This is a genomic window from Vibrio sp. 1167, from assembly GCF_033340375.1.
Taxonomy (GTDB): Bacteria; Pseudomonadota; Gammaproteobacteria; order Enterobacterales; family Vibrionaceae; genus Vibrio; species Vibrio alginolyticus.
The window spans coordinates 291196-315585 of the sequence record NZ_JAWOWK010000001.1; the positions used below are offsets into that span (position 1 = coordinate 291196).

At 45.0% G+C, this 24390-nt stretch carries 23 protein-coding genes; 10 read left to right on the forward strand and 13 right to left on the reverse strand.

Annotated features, from left to right (window positions below):
• Nucleotides 1-24: 24 nt before the first annotated feature.
• The 3 genes from R7Z78_RS01275 to R7Z78_RS01285 all read right to left on the reverse strand — a co-directional run bounded on the left by R7Z78_RS01275 (nt 25) and on the right by R7Z78_RS01285 (nt 2797).
• Nucleotides 25-372, reverse strand: a complete 348-nt coding sequence (locus tag R7Z78_RS01275) for a hypothetical protein (RefSeq protein WP_080996664.1) — start codon at nt 370-372, stop codon at nt 25-27.
• Between the two features lie 232 nt (nt 373-604).
• Nucleotides 605-1762, reverse strand: a complete 1158-nt coding sequence (locus tag R7Z78_RS01280; protein ID WP_053303777.1) for an amino acid permease — start codon at nt 1760-1762, stop codon at nt 605-607.
• Between the two features lie 723 nt (nt 1763-2485).
• On the reverse strand, nt 2486-2797 hold the full coding sequence (locus R7Z78_RS01285) for a hypothetical protein (RefSeq protein ID WP_005375472.1): 312 nt from the start codon (nt 2795-2797) through the stop codon (nt 2486-2488).
• Nucleotides 2798-2938: 141 nt separating this feature from the next.
• On the opposite strand from R7Z78_RS01285, the gene R7Z78_RS01290 reads away from it, so the two are divergent.
• Nucleotides 2939-3271, forward strand: coding sequence for a helix-turn-helix transcriptional regulator (locus R7Z78_RS01290; RefSeq protein WP_005375470.1), 333 nt, complete (start codon nt 2939-2941; stop codon nt 3269-3271).
• Nucleotides 3272-3382: 111 nt separating this feature from the next.
• Here R7Z78_RS01290 and R7Z78_RS01295 read toward each other — a convergent pair whose 3' ends face one another.
• From R7Z78_RS01295 to R7Z78_RS01305, 3 genes are all read right to left on the reverse strand, one after another.
• Complete coding sequence (locus R7Z78_RS01295; protein ID WP_005375467.1) at nt 3383-3763, reverse strand: hypothetical protein; 381 nt, start codon at nt 3761-3763, stop codon at nt 3383-3385.
• Nucleotides 3764-3930: 167 nt separating this feature from the next.
• Nucleotides 3931-4317 (reverse strand): GlcG/HbpS family heme-binding protein, encoded by a 387-nt coding sequence (locus R7Z78_RS01300; protein WP_104976496.1) that lies wholly within the window; start codon nt 4315-4317, stop codon nt 3931-3933.
• Nucleotides 4318-4326: 9 nt separating this feature from the next.
• Nucleotides 4327-5295 (reverse strand): aldo/keto reductase, encoded by a 969-nt coding sequence (locus tag R7Z78_RS01305; RefSeq protein WP_104976495.1) that lies wholly within the window; start codon nt 5293-5295, stop codon nt 4327-4329.
• A gap of 154 nt (nt 5296-5449) precedes the next feature.
• Between R7Z78_RS01305 and R7Z78_RS01310 the strand changes: the two genes are divergently transcribed.
• Nucleotides 5450-6325, forward strand: coding sequence for a LysR family transcriptional regulator (locus tag R7Z78_RS01310; protein ID WP_104976494.1), 876 nt, complete (start codon nt 5450-5452; stop codon nt 6323-6325).
• Between the two features lie 9 nt (nt 6326-6334).
• Here R7Z78_RS01310 and R7Z78_RS01315 read toward each other — a convergent pair whose 3' ends face one another.
• The gene (locus tag R7Z78_RS01315; protein ID WP_104976493.1) at nt 6335-8092 is read right to left on the reverse strand and encodes an SgrR family transcriptional regulator; all 1758 of its coding nucleotides are present in this window, start codon (nt 8090-8092) and stop codon (nt 6335-6337) included.
• A gap of 565 nt (nt 8093-8657) precedes the next feature.
• On the opposite strand from R7Z78_RS01315, the gene R7Z78_RS01320 reads away from it, so the two are divergent.
• Together R7Z78_RS01320 and R7Z78_RS01325 are read left to right on the forward strand one after the other, a co-directional pair.
• The gene (locus tag R7Z78_RS01320) at nt 8658-9197 is read left to right on the forward strand and encodes a redoxin domain-containing protein (RefSeq protein WP_005385152.1); all 540 of its coding nucleotides are present in this window, start codon (nt 8658-8660) and stop codon (nt 9195-9197) included.
• Nucleotides 9198-9709: 512 nt separating this feature from the next.
• The gene (locus tag R7Z78_RS01325) at nt 9710-10393 is read left to right on the forward strand and encodes a hypothetical protein (RefSeq protein WP_047101659.1); all 684 of its coding nucleotides are present in this window, start codon (nt 9710-9712) and stop codon (nt 10391-10393) included.
• Nucleotides 10394-10588: 195 nt separating this feature from the next.
• Here the strand turns inward: R7Z78_RS01325 and R7Z78_RS01330 are convergent, their stop codons facing one another.
• Both R7Z78_RS01330 and R7Z78_RS01335 read right to left on the reverse strand, forming a co-directional pair.
• Entirely contained in the window at nt 10589-10954 is a 366-nt protein-coding gene (locus R7Z78_RS01330) for a winged helix-turn-helix transcriptional regulator (protein WP_005375456.1), read from the reverse strand.
• A 167-nt stretch (nt 10955-11121) separates the two neighbouring features.
• Nucleotides 11122-11706 carry an NAD(P)H-dependent oxidoreductase gene (locus R7Z78_RS01335; protein WP_169644569.1) on the reverse strand — a complete coding sequence of 195 codons (585 nt, stop codon included), beginning with the start codon at nt 11704-11706 and terminating at the stop codon, nt 11122-11124.
• Nucleotides 11707-11976: 270 nt separating this feature from the next.
• On the opposite strand from R7Z78_RS01335, the gene R7Z78_RS01340 reads away from it, so the two are divergent.
• Together R7Z78_RS01340 and arsB are read left to right on the forward strand one after the other, a co-directional pair.
• On the forward strand, nt 11977-12318 hold the full coding sequence (locus R7Z78_RS01340) for an ArsR/SmtB family transcription factor (protein ID WP_005375451.1): 342 nt from the start codon (nt 11977-11979) through the stop codon (nt 12316-12318).
• Between the two features lie 85 nt (nt 12319-12403).
• Complete coding sequence (gene arsB / locus R7Z78_RS01345; protein WP_104976492.1) at nt 12404-13459, forward strand: ACR3 family arsenite efflux transporter; 1056 nt, start codon at nt 12404-12406, stop codon at nt 13457-13459.
• A gap of 36 nt (nt 13460-13495) precedes the next feature.
• Here the strand turns inward: arsB and R7Z78_RS01350 are convergent, their stop codons facing one another.
• Both R7Z78_RS01350 and R7Z78_RS01355 read right to left on the reverse strand, forming a co-directional pair.
• A complete protein-coding gene (locus R7Z78_RS01350; RefSeq protein WP_104976491.1) occupies nt 13496-14275 on the reverse strand; it encodes a helix-turn-helix domain-containing protein in 780 nt (259 codons plus the stop codon).
• A 19-nt stretch (nt 14276-14294) separates the two neighbouring features.
• Nucleotides 14295-14828, reverse strand: coding sequence for a YbhB/YbcL family Raf kinase inhibitor-like protein (locus R7Z78_RS01355; RefSeq protein WP_104976490.1), 534 nt, complete (start codon nt 14826-14828; stop codon nt 14295-14297).
• A gap of 187 nt (nt 14829-15015) precedes the next feature.
• Between R7Z78_RS01355 and R7Z78_RS01360 the strand changes: the two genes are divergently transcribed.
• From R7Z78_RS01360 to R7Z78_RS01375, 4 genes are all read left to right on the forward strand, one after another.
• Nucleotides 15016-15807, forward strand: a complete 792-nt coding sequence (locus R7Z78_RS01360) for a PhzF family phenazine biosynthesis protein (protein ID WP_104976489.1) — start codon at nt 15016-15018, stop codon at nt 15805-15807.
• Between the two features lie 207 nt (nt 15808-16014).
• Complete coding sequence (locus tag R7Z78_RS01365) at nt 16015-16965, forward strand: HlyD family secretion protein (RefSeq protein WP_017635231.1); 951 nt, start codon at nt 16015-16017, stop codon at nt 16963-16965.
• A 4-nt stretch (nt 16966-16969) separates the two neighbouring features.
• Nucleotides 16970-17896, forward strand: a complete 927-nt coding sequence (locus tag R7Z78_RS01370; protein ID WP_017635232.1) for an ABC transporter ATP-binding protein — start codon at nt 16970-16972, stop codon at nt 17894-17896.
• Entirely contained in the window at nt 17896-18993 is a 1098-nt protein-coding gene (locus R7Z78_RS01375) for an ABC transporter permease (RefSeq protein WP_017635233.1), read from the forward strand. The genes R7Z78_RS01370 and R7Z78_RS01375 overlap by 1 nt, the downstream gene beginning before the upstream one ends.
• A gap of 109 nt (nt 18994-19102) precedes the next feature.
• On the opposite strand, the gene R7Z78_RS01380 is transcribed toward R7Z78_RS01375, so the two are convergent.
• Both R7Z78_RS01380 and fdhF read right to left on the reverse strand, forming a co-directional pair.
• Nucleotides 19103-19474: a hypothetical protein gene (locus tag R7Z78_RS01380; RefSeq protein ID WP_005375433.1), complete on the reverse strand. Its 372-nt coding sequence runs from the start codon at nt 19472-19474 to the stop codon at nt 19103-19105.
• Between the two features lie 381 nt (nt 19475-19855).
• Nucleotides 19856-24094, reverse strand: coding sequence for a formate dehydrogenase subunit alpha (gene fdhF, locus R7Z78_RS01385; protein WP_104976488.1), 4239 nt, complete (start codon nt 24092-24094; stop codon nt 19856-19858).
• Between the last annotated feature and the right edge of the window lie 296 nt (nt 24095-24390).

Here is a 24390-nt window from a genome sequence, read left to right on the forward strand (position 1 = left end):
CGCCGACTATGTGTCCTTTCAAGTTTAATTGAGCTCGACATGGATATAGCGATCATTAGAACGACGATAATAGCGGTCGTCCACTTTTAGATAAGTGAAATCTCCAATCTTTATGTAGGTACTATTCCGAGGAATTCGGTCATGGTAATAGTAACTGCGCCTTGGTCGTCTGGTCTCCACATAAATAACGTCACGATGTTTGTGTTTATGCTTGTGCTTGCGCTTGTGTTTATGATGGTGGTGATGCGCATGATGGTGATCGTACCCGTACCGATGTCCATGCTTATGCTTCGGGTCAGCCACCGCTTCTGTACTCAACACACCTAAAGACAACATAACGCCAACCATGGCAAAAGATAATTGCTTTGACACAACAGAGCCTCTTATTCATATCAACATTGATATAATAGGAGGGTGAATCACTGTACATGTCAGCCTTTCGCTAAGGAGTTTTACTAAAAAGTCAGCGCTAACCGTGATTATCAGAGAAACGTCAAACATCACAAATGCTGATGACTTTGAGTGGCCTGGGTTCGGCTATGAATACAAAAAAGCCGCCCGTTTGAATACGAGCGGCTCAGTTTTTAAATAAGCTAGCGTGGTTTTATACTGCTTGGGCAAACAGCAAGAAACAGCCGAATAGGAAGATCATGCTCATTCCCATTGCGCCGCCACCAGCTTCATAAATATTGTCATCTTCTACCGGCACTCGGCGCACTTTCATGGTCATTGATAATGGGACAAAGACCGCGAGAAACACAAGAATAATCCCCGCGTAGCTGAGAATAGCTAGGAAGTGTTCTGGCGCAAATACAGCACCTAATAGTGGTAGCACAAAAGTAGTAACAAAAATCACTGGCTTACTTGCTTTCAGTAGGTCTGCATTTTGATCGTATAGCGCCATTGCAACACCTAAGAACGACGTTAGTAGTGCCAAACCAGTAAACATGGATAGGATGAACTCTAAGCCCTCGTATTGCTGACCTAGTACCGAGATCAACTCTGTTACGTTGGAGTATTGAACAAGCTCATGAGGTGGTAGATTGCCGACAACCGCTAACAACCATAATAGGTAACAAACAAGCGGAATAGTTGAGCCCACGATAATCATATTACGCAGCTGTGTTTTACTCGCTTCTTTGTTGTAAGTTACAAGCGATGGGATCACGACCATAAAACCGAAACTGGTGAAAAGCACCGAACTGGTTTTGATAAGTGCCATTTTATCGTCGCTCACAACCTCATCAAGTCCTTCAAACGAGACGCTTGGTGCAAGCGCAAAAAGTGTCAGGATCAGCGCTACGATCATGCCTAGGAACAAACCGCGATTCAGCTTATCTACTACCCCTGTACCTGCCGAAACAATGATACCAACTAAAAGAGTAAAACCGACTTGGCTTGAGATCGTAGATGTTGGAAGCCCAAATGAGGCTGTTACTTTTTGTACGAGATCACCCGCACCAATGATGTAAGCCATTAATAGACAAACTAACAGGGCGTAAAGCAAGCTGTTGGTTACCAACTGGCCTCCTTTACCAAGCGTTTCGCGAGCAATTGCATTCATGCTCACACCACCACCTACTTTACAACTGGCTTCAAGAAGGAGCAGCGCAGCATAAGTCGTTCCAGCCCAGATGAACAACATAAGAAGAGTGCCCCAAAGGAGGCCAAATTGAGCAAGCACCATTGGTATAGCAAGCATACCAGCGCCAAGAGCAGTACCTGCAACGATCAGGGAGCTGCCGACAAGTTTTAGGTTCACGGTTAATACCTCTAAATTCAATCCGTTAATTTCTCACCAGTTGTGCTTTATCTAAAGCACACAACAAAACGCTCCGACTTAGTCAAAATTTGGTTACAAGAGCACTATGTTACAAGAGCCCTGTATGGCTAAGAAAACACGCAACAAAAGGTGGTTAATCATTTGCACATGAACACTTGAGAGTCGTTTTTGGCGATGTCATCGTTGATGAAATGTGCGCAACTTTGGGTTCGAAGCAAAATTGTTCATCTTAATTCATCAACCCCATTCGTTATGAATGGATTTGGTTCGAAAAGATTGTAAGGCATAAGCAAGACGATTGAAAAGCAAAAGGTCAATCTTATAGCGATATATTTTAACAACTCTTATCTTTTACCTAAGATGTGTTGTTTTTTTCGTCACTAATTAGTCTTTTATCGCTTAAAGAGAAGGAAGAACGTGCTCAATGGCTCATTTTGGCTGGGTGTACAGATTAATTTACAGTTTAAGTGAAGGTGTTAGATTCCAAGGACGTAGCCTAGATCGGACAATATCGCTATTATTCGCTGCGTACCGACACTGTTCGGTTCACATACCTCTAAACACTGATTTACGGTTCGAAAATATAGGTAAATGAGTGTCCGAATGCTGGGTGTGGTTCCCCAGCATTTGCATCCTTTCTTTTAGATGTCATCAATTGATCGAAATTGCGTAAATCTTGTATCGCCCGACTTTACGACTGTGTTAATACGCTTTATCTAGCGCGCCAATGATATAAGTTAACACTGGAATACCCATATCGGCGACCTGCTTCTCAGTCTCACTCATATTTTCATGCGCCATCCGCAGCTCTACTTCACTTATCGATTCTTTGTGAAGGTAAAGCTCTTTGTAGTTCATCAATCGCTGTTGTGACTGTTGAATCAGTGTCACAACATTCTCTTTAGTCTCACGATGTTGCTGATCAATTTCACTAAATAAATGATCTAAAATGCGTTGCATTTTGCGAATAGAAGCTTTCGTTTCTATTGATTTGTATGATTGATACTTTTCCATTGAGTTAATAACTGACTAAAATATTTACGTTTTTATAAGACAGTTATTTTTATACTGATTGCAAAGCAGGTAAATATGTGGTGGTTAAACTGGTCCACTTCTTGCTCCGTTTAGGTCAAAACTGTCCTTTCAGGAGAGCACATGCAGGTAGACCCTATAATTCAAGCACTGATCGCAAGACGAAAATCGAATGGCCTCTCCCGTGAGCAAATGGCAAACATCGCTGGAATGAGCGTAAAAACATATCAAAGGATCGAGCGCGGAGAGTCCGATCTTAAACTCTCACAATATCGTGCCATATTGCGTTCGCTTCATTTGACTGACCTAGATATTGCCTTAGATGTACGTGATGTTCAGCATGTCACAGCAAATGACTTAACGGCCGTGGCGCGATTGCTCTCACCGGAAGCTCAGTCCCTGCTCGTTCGCCTGTTATCGTTAATCCTTGAACAAAAGAACAAGAAAGGTGATTAACCACATTACTCATACTCAAACGATGAATGCCCTGTTGAGCGTTGAAACATGAATCGTTTAGACAAAAATAAAACTCGTCAAATGACGAGTTTTATTCTTTATATCAGTCCGTTACTCTAGGCTTTTCAATTCCGATGTATCAACGCCTTTTATCGCATCTTTCGCCACTTTATCAGGATCAAAGACATCACGTTCTTCATATGAATTATCAATCATGCCTTGTCCTATCGCGGTCGCCTGCTTTTGTAACTTGTTACCCTCTACCTCACCAGCATCCCAGCCTTGCCGATAATCTGAGTCGGTTTGATACCTTGTTTCGTCCTTAATATAGTGTTCAAAATCATTCCCTGCCTCTTGCATACCACTATGCCGACCGTCATGAAAGCCTTGGATATAAGCTTCATCATAACCGCTCTCTTTTAACGCGCTGTCACTCGTACCACAGCCTGAGAGGAGAACAAAAAATAGCGAAACGAATACCTTATGAAACATATTTAGGCCTCAAAGCTTTCAAATAAATTAATCATAGTTCGCGATTTCAACTTCTGCTTACTTCAGGCTATTAGATAGCATTGTGACTCGACGAAGCCTGTGAACTTGAGTCCCTACAGTGAGTACAAAGCTGGACAAAGCATCACACCTACTGATAAACGTTATACTCAACGCGCGTTTAATACTTCCATCGCAAGTGCTTCATCATCTTGCTCAGCCAAACCGCTAATGCCAATTGCACCGACGATTTTCCCCTCTTGTTCTATAGGCACACCACCCATAAAGCCTGTGATCTTCGGGTCAGTCCAATAACTCAACTGCTTACCCGTCTCACGAGCCCAAGCACCCAGATTGCCGCTAGGCTGACGGTCTCTAGCCGAGGTGTAAGCTTTGTTCTGTGCCAACAAACCTGCTTGCACACTCACATCATCCATTCGGGCAAAACCGAGCAATTCTCCATGTGTATCAACCACGGCAACCGCAATGTTTTGCTTGCGAGCAGTCGCAATTTCCAATGCCGTTTGAATCAGAGTTTGAATTTGTACGTATTTCATTTTTCTCTCCTACGGGATCTCATGACCAAGGGTTTTCTCGAACAAGCCATACCAATGGCTACGTGATAGCGTGACGTTCTCTACTTGAGCACAAGCGCGAATACGCTGTGGGTTTGCAGTACCAATAACAGGCTGAATTTGGTTTGGGTGACGCGTTAGGAAGGCTAAAACAATCGCCTCAGACGACACACCATATTCAGCTGCCAGCGCCATTACCATCTCCGCCGTCTGTCTGGTATTGTGATCATCAGAATGTAAGCCACGCTCTGAGAATCTTCCTTGCGCCATACTGCCCCACGCTTGCAGTTGGATATTGTGCCTACGGGCATGTTCCAGTGTTCCCGCAACGTAGTCAGATGCGGACGAAGGAAGCCCCATACCTTGCTTGATGAAGTCAGACTTAGCCAGACTCATTTCCAACTGGTTCGCCACAACAACTTCGCCCGTTGCTTGTTGAAGAAGATCAATTTGAGCACTGTTCGTGTTAGAAACACCGAAGTGGTTAACTTTGCCAGCTTGTTTCAGGGCTTTTAGCGCTGTGCCCAGTTCTTCAAATTCAACCAGAGGATCAGGACGATGCAGCATCAAAACATCAAGGTTTTCCACGCCAAGGCGCTCAAGAATGCCCTCAACAGAAGCCGTCACCCATTTGGCAGAGAAGTCATACTGCTTAACACCTTGCTCATCTCCTAGACGGATGCCGCACTTGGATTGCAGATAAATTCGCTCTCGTAAGGTTGAGTCATTGGCTAAGATGCACCCAAACACTTCTTCTGCCTTACCGAATTTGTAGATATCCGCATGATCAAAGAGATTGATGCCAACCTCTAATGCAGCCTCGACAGCGGCATAAGCTTGGTTTTCATCTTGGGCGGTTAATGGGTTGCGATTCCACTCCCCTCCAAGTCCCATACAGCCGAAGACCAAGCGACTAACGTTAGGTAAGGTTTTGGCGAGCGGTAGTGTTGGATTGTTCATCGTTATTCTCACTTTTCCGATTTCTGCGTTTTCAATTTCTTAAGTTAACTCGAACCATCTTACCGTTCGTAAAAATTAGTTTAATACCGTAAAATCGAATTCATTATCCTCGCTACCGAACAATTAAAGCGAACAATAAAGACGAGCAATCAAGATGGCAGATTATAAGAGAATCGAAAAACTGATGCTGTTTGCTGAAGTGGCTCAAACACTCAACTTTTCTAGAGCAGCAGAGCAACTTGGTATCTCTAAAAGTTACCTGTCGGAACAAATCAAGCGATTGGAATCGGAACTCGCCACGCCTTTGATTGTTCGAACCACACGCAGCGTGAGATTGACGGCAGAAGGTGAATCGATCTTTGCACAAGCGGAAGATCTCAAACGCCGCGTAATGGAAATGGAAAAGAGTTTAAGTCAGCAATCTGAGCAAGTAGACGGTCTGATTCGTCTTACTGCTCCCAAGATGTTTGCCGAAGCGGTGCTGCATGATTTGTGTGTGGCGTTTCGCGCTTTACATCCAAACGTAGAGTTCGAGATTCTTTCTAGCTATCAAGCGTTTAATCTGACGGAAACCAGCGTCGACTTTGCGTTTCGAGCAACAAGAACGCCGCCAGAGAATATGATTGCTCATCACCTTTTGGACTACCACCACTGGCTGGTTGCCTCTCCTCATTATCTGCAAGAAGAAGGTACGCCGGAGACGTTAGCGGATTTAAAACAGCACCAATGCTTAACCACATTGCATCAAAAAGAGTGGCCGTTAAAAACGGGAACAGTTCAAACCCAAGGTTGGCTTTCAAGCAATGAAAACCGCTTACTCAAAGAATCAGCCCTGTCTGGCAATGGCATTGCTCGGTTAGCAAGTTACTTTGTCGAACAAGACGTTGAACATGGTCGTCTAATGCAGGTTTTATCGGAAGAAACCGACCACCAGCACAACGCGGTTTACTTGGTGTACCCACAACTTATCTATCAATCGGCGAAAACCAGAGCCTTCATTGAATTCGTGAAGCAGCACTTTGCTAAATAACTAAGGTAGTTAATCTGCCGACCACACCGAGCGGATATCTGGCCAACCCCAATTGGTTAAAGCAACGTCTTCTAATACACCTTGGAAGCGCAAAGTTTGTGTATGGTGGAACATAGGTGCAATCCAATACTCGCTGATCAACGTCGATGAAATTGGCTCCAATGCATTAAGGTAGTCCTCAAGTGGAACGAAAGATCTGACTCTCTGTAGTTGTTCATCTAACCATTGTGCGTTCTTTTCTCCCAAAGTGTGGAATAGCACAGCGTTGCTGAAGAAGTTCGTGAACGCTGAGGCATGACGATTATCATCTAAGTTTATGTTCGTTACGACCATTGTCTCATTTAGCTCACCGTTCTTAGCCTTCTCGTTCAGCTCACGGTAGGAATACATAACAATTTCTACTTTACTGCCAACACTCGCCAAACGATTAGAAATAGCCCGCGCACAGCGACGCAACGCGGTATAGTTATATCCCGCTATCGTAATATGTTTAGGTAACTTAAGCGGCTCACTAAACGGACGGAGCACTGGCTTCCAACCTGGTAGCAGGTTATAAGCGGGTATACTCCCAAATACAATATTCTCGCGGCGCATCACTTCGGCCAAGTGCTCAGGTTGAATTAGCTCACTAATATAACGGCGCTGCGCTAAAGAAAGTTTGTGCTTAGCGTGCTGATTAAATAAGGCGAATAAGCAACCATCTTCTATTCGGCTACGCTTGCTCGCCGATGAGTTTTCTCGGTTTTGCGTCGACATATAGTGTCCACACAAATCCTCCTCGGGCGAAGTATCCCTTTGCAACGTATTTGCTGCCAATGACGGGTTCTCCATTTGCTCGTCATTAACAATCCAGATAGTCACCAAATCCGTTAGAACTCTACATGCATAGTAACCATTAAATGCTTGCAGTTTTAAACGACTTTCATTGTGCTCGACAACAGAGAATGGGCCACTTCCGACCACCAGCTTGTTATTCGCTACGTTAACTTGGCTTACTGGTTGAATGCCGTATTTCACACCAGAAATAAGTCCAGCAAAGCCCAAGTCAGCTCGATTAAGCTTAAAAACAACTTTCAATGGCGTTGGCGCAGTAATGTTAGCAACATGTGCCAACTCTTTTTCGTAGTACTGTAGTGAACTCAACTTTGCAAACAAGCTAACCACTGTTTCTGCATCAATGGAATTACCATTATGAAAAGTCAGACCTGGACGAAGGTAGAAAGTCCATTCGTAGGTGTCTTCGTCATAACGCCAGTGATGTGCGAGTTCTGGTTGCACTTTCCCATTGTTATCACTCGAAACTAAGCAACAATAGATTTGCCTTAATAAGAAACGTTCGCTGCTACGCTGAAGTTGATGTGGAACGACGCGCTCAAACATTCGCTTATAGGTTAATTGAATATTGAGCTGTCCTTCTTGAACAGAAGCACCAGACGTTGTTTTTAACAAACGGCCAAATGCCATTTCGTCTTCATCTAATATCGCCAGTGCTTTTTCATACTTGCCTAACTTGATACGTTCAAGAGCCAAGCTCTCTTTTAAAACGTCTAACTCCATATTCAGAATAAGAGTCGATCGTTGGTTCCGCCCAGCTTTCGGGTGCCAGCTCAACCACGCCTTCTGCTGCATCTGCGCTAGCAGGCTACGAGCATGCCGAGAAGAAGTGAACATGATGTCGGCAATGTCCTGTAACGTGGTTTTTGTTTCATCACCAACGCTAAACGAGAGTAATCGTTGGTAATAGCGAAACAAATTGAGATCAGACACTGAATCAACCTTAGAGCTGTGAAGTTTGTGGATAGGAATAGTTTACTTAAGTTGGCGGCAATAAAATAAGAAAACTTCCTAATTATCTGTTCCCCTTTTCCACAATTAACCTCCAAATTCGGCTTTAAAGCCCCAGATATTTACGTTATTAGGAACAAAGTTAACAAAAGCACTCTCTTTTTTATCTCCCCTTTTATACGCATAATTTACTCGTCAGCGTAAAGGAGGAAGAAATGAAGAAGCCAATGATGGCGTACTTTTTTCAGCAACGCCTAGCTCAATCGAGTAATAAAATAGAAGTCATGACTCTGGTCTATCTTAACGATATGTTCCAGTGGTCATAGCCTAACCTCAAGCAGAACTTAGCTCCTGATACTACACCCCCACTTCGTTGTATCTTAAGTTCTGCTTTTTCATCTTTTGCACTCTACTACCTTATTGCAGGTTACTAAAAGTTAACTAGTTGAAACACCGCAAAACAGAGTCTACATTGAAGTCTCATCCCCCAATCGCTTTGTTGAGAAAGGGGCATTCATGGATATACACCACCAATTCGGGAGTCAATATGGCAACTTCAGTGAAACTTAAAGCGGGCGACAGCTTCCCTCATCTTCAAGCCACTTTGCTAGATGGTTCAAGCGTAACGTTGGGTCAGCCGCAAGGTGATGCGACTTGGCAAGCAGTATTCGTTTATCGTGGTAAACACTGCCCTCTTTGTACTAAGTACCTCAACGAGCTTGAGAGTTACAAACAGGCTTTCGCTGATGCTGGCGTCGATATTCTTGCCGTTTCTGGCGATTCAAAAGCACAGCTAGAGGGGCATCTAGAGAAACTCGAAATCAGCTTCCCTATCGCTTACGGCCTGACCGAAGAACAAATGAAAACGCTAGGCTTGTATGTATCTATTCCTCGATCTGAACAGGAAACCGATCATAATTTCGCAGAACCAGGTCTGTTTGTGGTGAATGAACACGGCGACTTACACGTGGTGGATATTTCAAACAACCCGTTTGTTCGCCCTGAGCTTGGCGCGCTATCACGCGGATTGGCATGGATTCGCGATCCAAACAATAACTACCCTATCCGTGGCACATTGGATTACTAATATCTTCTACACCCAAGTAAACTTTCTATCCTTAAATAAGCTAGGATTCTTGCCTTAGTGAGAATAACTTGGAATGCATATCAGATCCGTGAGATCTGATATGTATAAACAAGTTGGAAATAAAGTCCTTGTTCATTATACAACGTCTTGATGAAAAACAAGATCAGTGAAGCCCAGACTCCCCTCAAACAACGTTAAGTATTTACTTCTAAGTCACTTTCACGATAAACACATGAAATTAAGACTAAAAACTTAGACTTAACGGATATATAAATCATAACGGTACCTACACAAGTAGTTGGCTAGCGATTATTATCCTATTGCAACTCACAATTGTGCAAATCTAATAATTCATACCATAAATGAAAACATAGATACCGTAATAGACAAAATAAAAGCAAACGATTAAATTACCAATAAAACACCGTTCAATTAAAATAAAAAACATTTCACTTTATAAAAATTTAATTAATCGTTATTTGCAATCACACATCTTAATTGAGAAATACAGTATGAATAAAATCTCTTTGCTTTATATGGCCGTTTGTATCGGATTAGTTGGATGCGGTTCAGGAGGAAGCGACAACGATCCAGCAAAAGATATACATCCCACCATTTCAAATCCGGAACAAGTCAACGCAATGACGGTGGACAAAGGTCATTTCTATTGTTCTGTAAACCAACAAAAACTGGAACACGGAGGGACATCTGCAACTATGTCCTACCTGATTGAAAAGAAAAGAAATTCTACGGTTGTCGACGATTATGAATGTACCGAATACGGTTTAAAGAAAGGTGAGTCAATTATCGTCACTAAAAGTGCAATTGAAAACTTTTCATACTCAAAACATTATAAAAGCACGAAGAAGAATGACATTAATAGGTTTAAAATCATCTACCCTACAGGGCTTACGACTCCGATTAATAAAGATTATGAAAAAATTACGATCACGTATAATACGGAGAGACCTGACGTTAACATTAAGATAATTCAATATTTTGACGAAAAGTCTAAATTATATACCATCAAAAAATATGAAAGCCACGTTAACGACAACTCACCAATAGGTTTAATTGAGAAAGAGGAATTCGATAAATATTCCGATTTTGAAAAGAAACTGGAATTAAATAGTGCTTTTTTAAATTCAACTGAAGTGAGTGATTTATTCTACAACTTATTAAGTATGATAAAATAATAACTAAAAATCAAAAACTTAAAAAGTACGATTATGCTCAAGTAGCTTCGATATGCCTGACTCGAAAGAGTACGTTGTTTTACGAAACAAATTACGATTTGAATGAAGCACATCTAAGTTACTTGGGTATAAACGGCGATGTATTGTTAATCAGCTTTCAAAAGAGAGTGACGTTTGCGATTAACTACTTTGGTCTTAACGAAGCTCAATTTGATGCTTTTCAGACCAAATTCGCAAATCATCAAGAATCTTAAGTGCGGTACGGCCGAACTCTGTTAGTTCATAGCTGACTGCAATTGGGCGGTCGCTGATCACTTTACGCACCACCATACCTTCCGCTTCTAGCTCTTTAAGACGTTGGTCGATCATCTTTTTACTTGCACCGCCTAGCATGCGTGCTAAGTCATTGAAACGAACTGGGCCGTCTTTCAAATGATAAATCAGAGAACCTTTCCATTTACCACCAATTAAACGCATCCCTTTCTCGATAGCACATGGCTCCGCACATACGTTCGCCACTGACTTACGACCTTTGCTATCTACACTGATTCTGCTTTCCACAATACACCCCAAGATACGCACCTAATCTAGGTAACGAAAAGTAAGCTAGATACATTTAGTGCTTTAGAGTAATAAAAACGTCACCTCGCCGCAAACAAATAAAAATGGACCGCGTACAGCAGTCCATCTCAATTCATCATTCAGTTCGCACTATCTTTCTAAAAGGATTAGAGGTTTTCGTTAATGTGAGCTTCGAAACGAACAAAATCGTTTTCGATATCTGCGTTCTTCATCACGTCGTAGCAAGCGAATGTAGGTAATGCTGACATACCAAAGAAGCGGAAGTTAGCGTGCATGTGGAACATCAAATCATCCACGCCTTTACCTTGGAATAGGTATTCGCTCTCATCATCAAACGATTCTTCTGGCGCGTTGAATGTCAGTGAAAGCATGTATTTGCTGTTGGTTTGAGTACCGCCTGTACCATAGTTTTTCTTTGGTTCTTCTGCGCTACGGCCATCAAATGCACACAGTGCGCCGCCCATACCCGCAGTAAACACGTCGTCCATGTATTTTTTGAATGACCAAGGCACAGACATCCAGTTGATTGGGCTTTGGATGATCACGCGATCAGCCCACTCAAAGTGTGCGAGTTGCTCATCTACGTTGATCTCATCTTGCATTGTCACAACGCGAACCTCATGGCCTTTTGCTTGCAGAAGCGTCTGTGCTTTGTCGACAAGAGAAGCATTTAGACGACCTTCTGAATATGGTGATGGTTCGTGTGCATTGATGATCAGTACGTTGCTCATGGGATTGCCTTTAAATAAGTTCACAAGATGACGCAGTAACCATTGTGCGTCGGATGTGGTTTATTATGGTAACCTAGAAATATAGTGCAATTAGTTAACTTTTAGTAACCTACTTAATTTTTTATTATATCACTGTTTTTAAAACATATATTTTTTCAATTTTTTATTCATCGTTATTTTACGATTAATTTTTTCATCGAGTTGTTGCATCTTCCACAGAGCAGGCGTACACTTTATCGCAATTCGACGATTAACTATTAAGGCCAGCGAATGAGTGATAAGTGCAAGGACACGTGCGAAGTTGTTTTTCAGACAACGCAACAACAGCTCGAGAAAGAACAAACTCTCGCAGCGCAAGCAAAAGCTTTGTCGCATCCAGCACGTTTGCGCATTCTGCATATCCTGCACACGCTCGATACCATGGGTGGTTGTTTGAACAGTGATTTGGTTTCTGAACTGGGTCTTGCGCAATCTACTGTTTCCGAGCACTTGCGTATTCTCAAGCAAGCAGGCTTTATCAGCGCCGAGCCAAACCCACCTAAGGTGTGTTACCGCATTCAGCGCGACGCGTTTGATCAGTTCAATCTAGGCTTTTCCAAGTTATTTGATTAATTCCCTTTGCACGCTGGTCAGGCGTGCAGAGATAAACTATACCTTCAACTATCGCCTTTCGACGATAAACGAATAAGAGAACACTATGACTACTCAAGTTTTAAATAGTGCCAGCGACAAAATGAGCTTCTTGGACCGTTACCTAACGGTGTGGATTTTTGTCGCAATGGCAATCGGTGTAGGTATTGGCGCAGCGTTCCCTCAAGTTGCTGAGTGGAATGAGTCAATGTCAGTCGGCAGCACGAACGTACCGCTCGCGATTGGTTTGATTTTGATGATGTACCCGCCGCTAGCAAAGGTGAACTACAACCTGCTAGGTACAGTGACGAAAGATAAAAAAGCGATCACGCTGTCTTTAGTCATGAACTGGATTGTCGGCCCTATTTTAATGTTCATCCTTGCATTGACTTTCCTAGGTGATCATCCGGGTTACATGGTTGGTATCATTCTGATCGGTCTTGCTCGTTGTATTGCCATGGTATTGGTATGGAACGATATCGGTGGCGGTAACAAAGAATACGGTGCAGCTCTAGTTGCATTAAACAGCGCTTTCCAAATCGTGACTTACAGTGTGATGGCATGGTTATTCATCACTGTGTTGCCACCAGTCTTTGGTTACGAAGGTTTCGTGGTTGATATCTCGATGATGGACATCGCGGAAAGCGTTCTGATTTACCTTGGTATCCCATTCCTAGCGGGCTTCCTAAGCCGCAAATGGCTGGTCGCTGCGAAAGGTGAACAATGGTACAACGACGTGTTCATCCCACGCATTTCACCAATTACGCTTATCGCCCTACTTGCGACCATCGTACTGATGTTCAGCTTAAAAGGTGAAATGATTCTTGAACTGCCATTGGATGTATTCCGTGTAGCAATTCCACTGGCTATCTACTTTGTGTTGATGTTCTTTGTCAGCTTCTTCGTTGGTAAGAAAATGGGCATCGACTACGACAAAAATGCATCGATTGCTTTCACGGCAACAGGCAACAACTTTGAATTGGCAATTGCGGTTTCTATCGCGGTGTTTGGCCTAAACTCAGACCAAGCTTTTGCTGGTGTCATTGGCCCGCTGATCGAAGTGCCTGTGTTGATTGCTTTGGTGAATGTAGCATTGCGAATGAAGGCCAAATATTATGGCTAACCTAAAAAGCACAAAAAATACAAAAGCGGTAAAACATTAACTCACTACCGTTTTAATATACTCGCTGGGCGTTAGGCCGAACTTACTTTTAAAGCGTTGGCTAAAACGCCCCTCTGACTGATAACCACACAACTGTGCTAGCAGCGCAACGTTATACGAGCCATTTTGCATCAAGTAAAGTGCGTGATTTAAGCGCACTTCTGCCAATACTTCACGATACTGGGTACCTTCTTGTTTCAGTTTGCGTATCAATGTTGCTCGGCTCATAGCAAAGTGCCCCGCGACCATGTCTAATGGATGCTCATCCCCTGGAGAGCGCGATAAGTAACGACTAAGTTTCTGACTAAAAGAGATATGTGAACTCGAGAACAACCGATGCAATAACCCTCTCTCAGCTAGCTGCTGATATAGGCCCATAATCCAATAGCGTTGTGTCGCTTCACTTAAGCTTTCCCGCCCAAACGAAAACAAAGCATTTAACGTCGCTTTCAATGCTTTATCTGTCGCAACAACGGGTACATAGTTTCCTAATGCGTTGCTCATGCTTAGCTCCAACATTTCATCGCTAGGCACACAGTGAAAACTGAACATTCGAGAAAGAAATCGCCCTTGTAGAGGAAGGTTTTCAAAATTTAGGGATGCATTTGCTTCACAAAGCATGATATTTGGATGATGGATGTCGAGTACTTCATCATTCCAGAAAAGATGTTTATTCCCCTTAACAATCTGAATAAGGCTTGGGGAGTGAATCCTGACATTACGAAGCTTCTGCTGCTGCTCCGCACGAAACAGCGTAACCTGATATTGGTGACCCATTCTCTCCCCTTATATTCAATTATCGCGTGTAAGTCGTGGTTAATGTCGCTTTACCCAAAGCAACACTATTCAAAGTAAACCCTACAATGGCTGGTGGCGTGTTTTCATCCAAATTCAGTTCTTCAGTTGGCAATGCCCACACCGTAAACTGGTAACGATGCATCCCATCATTCTTTGGAGGACACGCGCCGCCGAACCCCGTTGTGCCGTAGTCAATACGAGATTCTTTGCCGCCTAACTTATTCATATCAATGCCTCGAGGCAGCTCGCTAACGGTGGATGGAATATTAAACGCTATCCAATGCCAAAAACCACTGCCTGTTGGTGCATCGGGGTCATACACGGTGATCGCAAAACTTTTTGTGCCCTTTGGAGCTTCTTTCCACATCAATTGTGGTGATTGATTCCCGCCATCACATCCCCAACCAGAGTATTCAAATGTCTTCGCCATCGGGTGGCCTTCTTGAATATCTCTACTCACGAGTTCAAATGCATGGGCAGAACCGACCGCAAAAACACTCAATACCAAAACTGACCTGTAGATCGCTTTCATGTTTTTCTTCCTTTCAATGAATTCAACACTAGTCTAAATACCCAGTAGTCCGAATCCTTTTCAGTAAGTATCAAAAAACACAAAATAATCTATAATTTTGACACTTTAAAATTCTAACACAAACTTCTTACTCTCTTAATTGCACTTGGTTTATGCTAATTAATCGCTCACGGAATAAGGAAGGAAAATGGAATTGGATATCTACGTGGTGGACGCCTTCACCGATACGCAATTCAAAGGCAACTCAGCAGCGGTGGTGCCTTTAGAGGAATGGCTAGCCCCAGAGCTAATGCAAAGTATCGCGACAGAAAACAACTTATCGGAAACGGCCTTTCTAAAATCCATTGGCGCAAACCGATATGAGATTCGTTGGTTCTCTCCGATTACTGAAATCGATTTCTGTGGACACGCAACACTGGCCTCTTCGTTAGTGCTGTTTGATGAGTTTGGCATTAATGGCACGATTGAATTTCATACTCTGGAAGTAAGAACCCTCACCGTAGAGAAGAATGCGCAAGGTAAGATCGAGATGACGTTCCCTGCTCGTCCTCCAAAAGCCGTTTCTGATATTCCCTCGGCATTGATTGATGGCCTAAGTTGCGATGTGGAACGCGTACTGCTTAGCCCTCAAGCGTATTTCGTGGTGGTCGGCAACCAGCAGGAGGTACTTGAGGTTCAATACCGTTCAGAGCACCTCAAGACACTCGCTCCTTACGATGTGGTCGTTACCGCGAAAGGTGATCAACAAGACTTTGTATCGCGTTACTTTTGGCCTGCAAATGGTGGTGACGAAGACCCCGTAACTGGCTCGATTCACGCTGGGTTAGCACCGCTCTGGGCAGAAGCGTTAGGCAAAACATCACTGGTCGCTTACCAAGCTTCTCAGCGCGGAGGCATTTTGCACTGTGAAGTTACTGGCGAACAAGTAAGAGTATCTGGCGACGGCGTGCTCTACATGAAACGCAAGATTTTTGTTTAAATGATATTCATGTAATCAACTTAAAAGAGCCAAGTAAAGCACGGCTTCCGCAGGATCAAGCCAGCTTCAATAATTAATCAATTGATGAATATTGAAGGAATTAACTTCCTAGCCGGACAAAACTGACTCACGTTACACTGAATGCAGTCCCACACTCTTCTATAGCTTGATACGAATTCGAGTTCACCTTCTTAGAGGAAGCGTCGCATGATGAAGCGAATCATTCTTGGCACCCTAGCCCTGACTCTTTTAACTGCCTGTTCCAAAGATGACGGACAGCAAGCCCTTGGCACACTAGAACGTGACCGCGTAACCTTTACTGCAACCTCTAGCGAGATAATTCGTGCCCTTCCCATCAAGGAAGGCAGCCAAGTCACCGAAGGAGAAGTGCTGGTTCAGCTCGATACAAAGAACCAAGAAGCCGTTTTAGCTCACGCCGTAGCCGAACAAGCCAAGGCTGACGCCTATCTTTTGAAATTGACCAATGGTGAGCGACCAGAAGACATTGCCGCAGCGCAAGCTCGCGTTGCCAGAGCGGAAGCTCAATTGGTTGAAGCGCAAAAGAACTACCAACGTAAAGCGGAGTTAGTTCGCAAGAAACTCATCAGCCAATCAGAAAAAGACAGCGCTTTAGCAGCCAGAGATTCCGCCCGTGCAGAGCTAGACTCCTCACAAGAAGAGTTCAGCAAACTGACCGCTGGCTCTCGCCCTGAAGATATTGAACAAGCGAAAGCCGCACTCATGGCTGCAAAAGCCGATGTAGCACTGCAAGAACAAAAGCTGGCAGAACTCACCATCACGGCCACGCGAGATGGCTTGTTAGATAACCTACCGTTTAACCTTGGTGAACGCGTTCCTGTTAATGGTATTGTTGCCGTAATTCAAGCCAGCCGCGTCCCATACGCTCGCGTTTATGTTCCTGCTAACTATCGAGTCGACTTTGTGCCGGGTAAAACGGTTAACGTGCATGTAGATGGCGTTGAGCAACCGTATAGCGGCACCGTTCGTTGGGTAGCAACTGAGCCTTCATTCACGCCCTATTTCGCGCTTACCGAGGAAGAACGCTCGCGTTTGATGTACCTAGCAGAAGTCGACCTACAAGACTCCGCACAATCCTTGCCTTCGGGTATTCCAGCGCAAGTGGATTTGGTGGAGTAAGCCAATGACCGAATACGCGATTCAAGCTGAAAATGTAGTGAAAAAGTTTGGTGACTTCACCGCCATCAACAACATCACGCTCAATGTGCCCAAAGGCAGTATTTATGGTTTTCTTGGCCCGAACGGCTGCGGTAAATCGACAACCATTCGTGTGTTGACGGGTTTGCTTAGCCCAAGTGAGGGCAACGTGGACGTGCTTGGGTTAGAGATCCCAAAACAATCGGAACTGCTGCGCCTCAAGATTGGCTACATGACACAAAAGTTTTCCCTCTATGATGACCTGACGGTTCAAGAGAATCTTGAGTTTATTGGACAAATCTTTGGTATGGAAACCAAGGCCCTAAAGGCTCGCATCGAAGAACAACTAGCCACCTACGGTCTCGACCAACTGCGTAAACAGCGCGTCGGAGGAATGAGCGGCGGCCAGAAACAACGCTTGTCTCTCGCCGCAGCCACCATGCATAAACCAGAACTGTTGTTTCTCGATGAACCCACGTCTGCGGTTGACCCAGAGAACCGACGCGATTTCTGGGAGCAGTTGTTTGATCTCTCTGACCAAGGTACGACGATTTTGGTCACAACGCACTACATGGATGAAGCGGAGCGTTGCCATCGTCTGGCTATCATGGAAGCTGGGGAAATCCGCGCCGATGGTGAGCCAGAAGAACTCATGACGCAAATGGGCGTTAACATCGTCGAAGTCAAAGCGGATAACTTACGCGAGCTAAAAGAGAAAGTCATTCGACGCGAAGAAGTCCGTTCTGCCGCACAGCTCGGCATTCGCTTACGCATTTTGATCCACCAGCACATCGAACAACCGATCGAATGGTTAACCCAAACCTTTCCAGAGCTTGAGGGCTGCGAGATGAACATTGCTCGCCCGAGCTTGGAAGATGTGTTTGTCAGTGTTACGGGAGAAGGTCGCCAATGATGAAATCTATTGCCCGTATGAAAGCGGTAATGATCAAAGAGATCCGTCAGCTTTCACGTGACCGCATTACCTTTGGCATGGTCGTGATGATCCCGTTGATTCAGCTCCTGCTGTTCGGCTTTGCCATTAATACCGATATTCGCAACATTCCCGTTGGCGTCGTCGATCAAAGTGGCAGTACTGCCGGGCGCGTGATTACCGAGTCCGTCAAAGTCACACAAGTGGTCGATGTGGTCGAAACCTTCGCTACCGCATCAGAAGCCGAGCAAGCCATTCAAGACGGCTTGGTACGAGCGGCTTTGATTCTGCCTAGCGACTTAACCCAACGTATGGTGCAAGGTCGAGAACTTGGACAGTGGATTGTGGATGGTTCAGACACCATGATCAGCTCTGCGATTCTCTCGCTACAAACCATGCCGTTAACGGATTTTGATTTTGAGATACGCCCTGCCCCAACCAAAACCTTTGAAGTTGCGCTGTATTACAACCCGAGTCGGCGCTCGGCGGTGAACATTGTCCCCGGTTTATTGGGCGTGATTCTGACTATGACGATGATCTTGTTCACTAGTGCAGCCATTGTTCGTGAGCGGGAACGCGGCAATTTAGAGTTACTGATTACTACGCCAATCCACTCCATCGAACTCATGGTGGCGAAGATCATTCCCTACATCTTTGTTGGTCTGATACAGGTGTTTATCATTTTAGGCTTGGGGCACTGGATATTTGGCGTGCCAATAAACGGCGCCATTAGTCAGATACTGTTTGGCACGCTGCTGTTTATCGCCGCGAGTTTAACCTTAGGTTTGGTGATATCCACCATTGCGACGACACAGCTTCAGGCCATGCAGATGACGGTGTTTATTCTTTTGCCATCGATTCTTCTGTCCGGATTTATGTTCCCTTATGAAGGAATGCCCGTCGCGGCACAATGGATCTCAGAAGCCCTGCCTGCCACTCACTTTATGCGCATTATTCGTGGTGTGGTGTTGCGTGGTGCAGATTTAATGGAGCTATGGCGAGATACAGTCTGGTTACTTGGATTCACTGTTATCGGCCTTATTGTCGCTTCATTTCGCTTCAAAAAATCACTCGACTAATCCCACGATATTGCGTTCATTCCTTAAAAACAAAAATAGCCCCAACGAAGGGCTATTTTTTGTTTGTGTATTCATACACTGTGCTATCGAGCTCAACTCTCAGACAATATTAATAGTACTCACCGTAGGAACAATCTCGTAAATCGGAAATATTGTAGTTTTTCAAAGAGTTTATTTTAAAGTTGAACACTACCTGTTTACAGACAACGCCTTCGCGATCCGTGTACGTGATAATACCTTCACTGTACGCACGCTGACCATCGGAGGATGTCACGTCAGCAACAAGTTCCAAATGGCCCTTATGCGCGTCTACGCGATTCATCATCTCAAACACATCTACCCACTCTTCGCGATTTGCCATTTGTATTAGCATGGACTTCGCCTGTGTTTCCAACTGCTGGGGGTATACATAATAACGGTTGTAACCAAAGTATGCGCACATAAGTAATAAAACGAGTGCAAATGAGGTTGTTCTTGTCATACAAGCTTCCTCTTGTTGTTATAAAAATCTTGCTTCGTTAATTCAGTATAGGAAGCGAGCAAAGTTTAGGTTATAGAACTTGCCCAAATAACAGAGGACAGTCAGAGACAGTCAATTCTATGACAAGCTCAACAACAAACTTTATTGCACTCTCATCATGGGCTTGAACAAAAATACGCCATAGAGACAGTAAGAAGTAAGAAGTAAGAAGTAAGAAGTAAGAAGGGAAAACTAACCGGAGCGCGGTGATAACAGAAAAGTAAAAGGAGTTTGAAGAAAAAGACAATCCGAGTGAATGTAGTGAGAGCGGAAATCAAGATTAGATTATCCGCCCATCAACTAGGCTCAAATTGTCAGTGACAACAACGTGACTCACCGAGTTTAAACGTGTTGGTAACTATCTTCGAGAGACTCTGTCTGCGTTGTCTTTTCGCTCACTTCCACTTTAACCGCAGCGACCTTGAACTCAGGGATCTTAGCATGCGGGTCAGTTGCCGTTGTCGTTAGACGGTTGACTGGCGATTCAACAAAGTGGAATGGAATGAACACCACACCTTTTTGAATACGCTTAGTCACAAAGGCATCAATTTCAATGCTGCCGCGACGTGTAGACACTGTCAGACGCTGACCATTACTGATGCCAAGTGCTTCTGCGTCTTCCACGCTCACCATTGCGCGAGGGCCAGCAAGGTTATCCAACCCTTTGGTTTTGCGCGTCATGGTTCCCGTATGGAACTGTTCAAGTACGCGACCCGTCGTTAACACAAGTGGGTACTCTTCATCTGGCAGCTCAGCCGCATAACGGAACGGTACACCCATCATTTGCCCTTTACCACGAGTAAACTGGGTTTGGTGCATGATGCGAGTACCCGCAGGGTTGTTCTTGTTGCTCGGCCATTGCACACCGTTTGGCGTAATGGCATCCCAACGAAGACCCGCGTATTGAGGTGTCACTCGTGCGATTTCATTAGTGATATCAGACACGCAGTGGTAGTCCCAATCACTCCCCATAGCATTAGCGATTTCCTGAATAATCCACCAATCTTCTTTCGCTTCACCCGGTGCCGTTACGACCGGATTTACGCGTTGAACACGACGCTCCGTATTGGTGAAGTGACCCGCTTTCTCTGCAAATGAGCAAGAAGGCAGAACCACATCCGCGTATTGCGCGGTTTCCGTTAGGAAGATGTCTTGAACCACCAAGAAGTCGAGTGCTTCTAAACCTTCAATCACATGCGCTTGGTTAGGGTCACTCAACACTGGGTTCTCACCCATGATGTACATACCACGAACGTCACGATGGCAAGCCGCATCAATGATTTCTGTCAGGGTTAGACCTTGCTCAGAAGGCAGATTTGGTGCGTTCCATTCAATCGCAAACTTCTGACGCACAATTGGGTTGTATACCTTTTGGTAGCCCGGGAAGCTGTTTGGCAAAGCCCCCATATCACACGCGCCTTGAACGTTTGATTGACCACGTAGCGGGTTAATACCACCACCTTCAATACCGATGTTGCCACACAGCAATTGCAGGTTAGCGATAGAACGCACGTTGTCATGACCTGTCGTATGCTGAGTGATACCCATCGAGTAGTAAACAGCCGTACGATCTGCCGTACCGATCATGCGTGCCATTGCTTGAATGTCTTCAGCTTTAACGCCTGTAACCAACTCCACTTTATCGAGGTTGTAAGCTGGCGACATTACTTCTTGCAACAAGGTATCAAAGCCGTCAACACGTTCTTCGATGTACTCTTGATCGTACCAACCGTTCTTGATGATCTGTTGCATGACGCCATTTAGGAGCATCACATCCGTACCCGGACGGTGCGCCATATACAGTTCAGCATGCTCTGCCATATCGACACGTTTCGGGTCAGCCACAATCAAGCGAGCGCCGTGATGACGAATTGCTTGTTTGATGTGTGAAGCGATGATCGGGTGCGCCGATGTGGTATCCGAACCAATAATAAAGATCACATCCGAGTGCTTAATACTTGGGATGTCATTGGTCATTGCACCACTACCCAGTGACGCTTCAAGTCCGGTTACACTCGATGCGTGACACAAACGCGCACAGTGGTCGACGTTATTGGTGCCTAGTTCACGACGGACAAATTTTTGGAACGCGTAGTTGTCTTCGTTGGTGGTTTTCGCTGAAGAGAAACCCGCCAATGCGTTGCTGCCAAAATCTTGCTTGATGCCAGAGAACTTGCTTGCAATCAGTTGAATCGCCTCTTCCCAACTCGCAGGCTGCAACCAACCGTCTTTACGAATCAAAGGCGTGGTAAGACGCTCTTCACTGCCGATGAAATCAAAACCAAAGCGCCCTTTCACACACAGCATGCCTTGGTTCACTGGCGAGTCACCGCCCTTCACGTAACGAATCGTATTGGTTGCTTCGTCCACGAACATAGTCAACTTACAACCCACACCACAGTACGTACAAATGGTGTCGACCGCTTTCAGATCTTCAGTACGGCCTTGCGAACGGTCACGACTATCGACCATTGCGCCCGTTGGACACACTTGAACGCACGCGCCACATTGCACGCAGTTCGAATCACCCATTAGGGTTAAGCCATTCTTGTTACTTCCAAAGTGCGGACGATCGTCAGGACGTAATGCCGGACGACCTTGTTTATCGCACACGAAGTTCAGTACACCGTGCACGGCTTTGTCGCGACACGCTTGGATGCACTGACCACAGCTAATACAGCGGTTAGCATCAAACTCAATAAACTCAGAGCTACGGTCAACTTCGTACTTATGACGCAAGTCTTTCGCACGGAGATCTAACCAATCTTGATGCGATTTAATCTGCAAGGAGAAGTCAAAGCTTTGCTCGGCTTCATATTCGGTGGAGTAATCACGCAGCGCACAATCGGTATTTGCCTGACAACCACATTCTAGACAGCGCGCGGCTTCCTGCATCGCTTCTTCGTTATCAAAGCCCAACTCCACTTCAGCGAAGCTTTGCTCGCGTTGTGCTGGAGTCAATTCTGGCATGATAGATCGAGCGACTTTCTGGATGTTCTCGAAGTGAAGCGGATCGACTTGAGAGAGTTTCTTCTCTTTGCGCGAGTTGAACGCCGCCTTTGGCATATCGGCCATATCGCCATTCAAAAACAGATCAATGGCTTTTGCCGCAACGCGGCCATCACCCACGGCTTCAACTGCCGTTGCTGGACCACGGCGGAAATCACCAATACTGAAGATGTTGCCCGTGCCGGTGTGCATGGTCTTTTCATCTGCATCAGAGGTATTCCAGCGCGTAAGTGGAATCGACAAATCTTCACCTTCGAGGAAGCTCAGATCTGGCTTTTGCGATACTGCCGCAATCACGGTGTCGAACTCTTCGGTAAAGAACTCGCCGGTTGGTTTTGGGCTTCGACGACCAGATGCATCCGGCTCACCCAACGCCATGCGCTCTAGACGAATCGCATTCACGCGTCCGGTTTCATCGGCAAGGTTTTCTGCAGGGTTGGTCAAGAAGTGGAATTTCACCCCTTCGTGTTCCGCTTCGACAATCTCGTAGTCTTCTGCCGGCATTTCGTCACGGGTACGACGGTAAATCAACGTGGTGTCTGCACCAGCGCGACGCGCAGTACGAGCACAGTCAATTGCCGTGTTACCACCACCGATCACCGCGACTTTCTGACCCGTTACATAGTTTTGTTCGGTAACGTAATCTTTTAGGTAATCAACGCCTAAGTAGCAACCTTCAAGGTCACTGCCTGTGTAGTGCATTTCGACCGCTTGAGACGCGCCGACCGCCAAACACACCGCGTCGTATTCTTCACTCAATTGAGAAAGCGTGAAATCCACACCCAGCTTTTGATTGGTGTGAACTTGCATGCCATTGCGGCACATCAGTTCGATTTCTTTATCGAGAATGTCTTTTGGTAAACGGTATTCTGGAATCCCATAACGCAACCAACCACCCGCTTTGGGCATGGATTCAAAGACCGTAACGTCGTAGCCTTCGTTCGATAGGTAGTAACCAGCCGTTAGACCACCAGGGCCACTGCCAACGACGGCAATGTTCAAACCTTTGCTTGGTTTCTTTTCTGGTACGTAGGCTTCATGCGCAGACAAATCCGCATCCGCGGCATGACGTTTTAGCTGACGAATTGCGATTGGCTCATCGACTAACGAGCGGCGACATTCGCTCTCACAAAATGCAGGGCATACGCGGCCAATCGATAACGGCATAGGAAGCGTACGCTTAATCACTTCAATCGCTTTTTGATGGTCGTTCTGTGCGATGTGATAAAGGTACGATTGGATATCCACGCCCGCAGGACACGCGGTTTTACATGGCGCTTCACAATCGGCGTAATGGTCCGTCATGATGCGGTTGAGTGCTTTTCTGCGGTGCTCGCTTAATTGTTCTGATTGCGTGACCACATTAAGGCCGCGGTAAACTTCGAGCTCACACGCACGCTTAGTACCGCCACTTTCGACTTCAACCACACACAAGTCACACGGTACTTTTTCATTGCTTTTGTTCATTCCGCACAGCGATGGGATCTCGACCCCACACACTTTTGCTGCTTCTAAAAGGGTTAGACCCTCTTCTACAATTCTATATTTTCCATCGATGACAATTTCTATCATGCAACCCCCGCAGCAAAGCAAATCCAAATCTGCACAAGTAAAACCATGCATTCTATAAGGATAATCATTTGTAAGACAAGTTAGTGTGATGTAAAACTTATAAACCACATTTTTCACGTGTCATAAAAAGCGAGGGCTTCTTTCGCTAACTTTCAACACTCGGTGTTTAACAAACGTTTTACTCCCTCGAAAGTGCGAAAACTGAAGGTGTGGACTATTTTGATAATAAGAGTAATAAATGATTGACCTTACCCTTAGGTTAACCTTTAGAATCGAAGGGTTTTCATCATTTTCAT

Excerpts from the sequence above, each read along its gene's own strand:
- R7Z78_RS01310 (WP_104976494.1), top strand. The coding sequence starts at position 5,450 with ATGGCAGATTATAAGAGAATCGAAAAACTGATGCTGTTTGCTGAAGTG.
- R7Z78_RS01290 (WP_005375470.1), top strand. The coding sequence starts at position 2,939 with ATGCAGGTAGACCCTATAATTCAAGCACTGATCGCAAGACGAAAATCG.
- R7Z78_RS01380 (WP_005375433.1), bottom strand. The coding sequence starts at position 19,474 with ATGACAAGAACAACCTCATTTGCACTCGTTTTATTACTTATGTGCGCA.
- R7Z78_RS01360 (WP_104976489.1), top strand. The coding sequence starts at position 15,016 with ATGGAATTGGATATCTACGTGGTGGACGCCTTCACCGATACGCAATTC.
- R7Z78_RS01285 (WP_005375472.1), bottom strand. The coding sequence starts at position 2,797 with ATGGAAAAGTATCAATCATACAAATCAATAGAAACGAAAGCTTCTATT.
- R7Z78_RS01295 (WP_005375467.1), bottom strand. The coding sequence starts at position 3,763 with ATGTTTCATAAGGTATTCGTTTCGCTATTTTTTGTTCTCCTCTCAGGC.
- R7Z78_RS01325 (WP_047101659.1), top strand. The coding sequence starts at position 9,710 with ATGAATAAAATCTCTTTGCTTTATATGGCCGTTTGTATCGGATTAGTT.
- R7Z78_RS01375 (WP_017635233.1), top strand. The coding sequence starts at position 17,896 with ATGAAATCTATTGCCCGTATGAAAGCGGTAATGATCAAAGAGATCCGT.
- R7Z78_RS01300 (WP_104976496.1), bottom strand. The coding sequence starts at position 4,317 with ATGAAATACGTACAAATTCAAACTCTGATTCAAACGGCATTGGAAATT.
- R7Z78_RS01355 (WP_104976490.1), bottom strand. The coding sequence starts at position 14,828 with ATGAAAGCGATCTACAGGTCAGTTTTGGTATTGAGTGTTTTTGCGGTC.
- R7Z78_RS01335 (WP_169644569.1), bottom strand. The coding sequence starts at position 11,706 with ATGAGCAACGTACTGATCATCAATGCACACGAACCATCACCATATTCA.
- R7Z78_RS01350 (WP_104976491.1), bottom strand. The coding sequence starts at position 14,275 with ATGGGTCACCAATATCAGGTTACGCTGTTTCGTGCGGAGCAGCAGCAG.
- R7Z78_RS01305 (WP_104976495.1), bottom strand. The coding sequence starts at position 5,295 with ATGAACAATCCAACACTACCGCTCGCCAAAACCTTACCTAACGTTAGT.
- R7Z78_RS01340 (WP_005375451.1), top strand. The coding sequence starts at position 11,977 with ATGAGTGATAAGTGCAAGGACACGTGCGAAGTTGTTTTTCAGACAACG.
- R7Z78_RS01320 (WP_005385152.1), top strand. The coding sequence starts at position 8,658 with ATGGCAACTTCAGTGAAACTTAAAGCGGGCGACAGCTTCCCTCATCTT.
- arsB (WP_104976492.1), top strand. The coding sequence starts at position 12,404 with ATGACTACTCAAGTTTTAAATAGTGCCAGCGACAAAATGAGCTTCTTG.
- fdhF (WP_104976488.1), bottom strand. The coding sequence starts at position 24,094 with ATGATAGAAATTGTCATCGATGGAAAATATAGAATTGTAGAAGAGGGT.
- R7Z78_RS01365 (WP_017635231.1), top strand. The coding sequence starts at position 16,015 with ATGATGAAGCGAATCATTCTTGGCACCCTAGCCCTGACTCTTTTAACT.
- R7Z78_RS01370 (WP_017635232.1), top strand. The coding sequence starts at position 16,970 with ATGACCGAATACGCGATTCAAGCTGAAAATGTAGTGAAAAAGTTTGGT.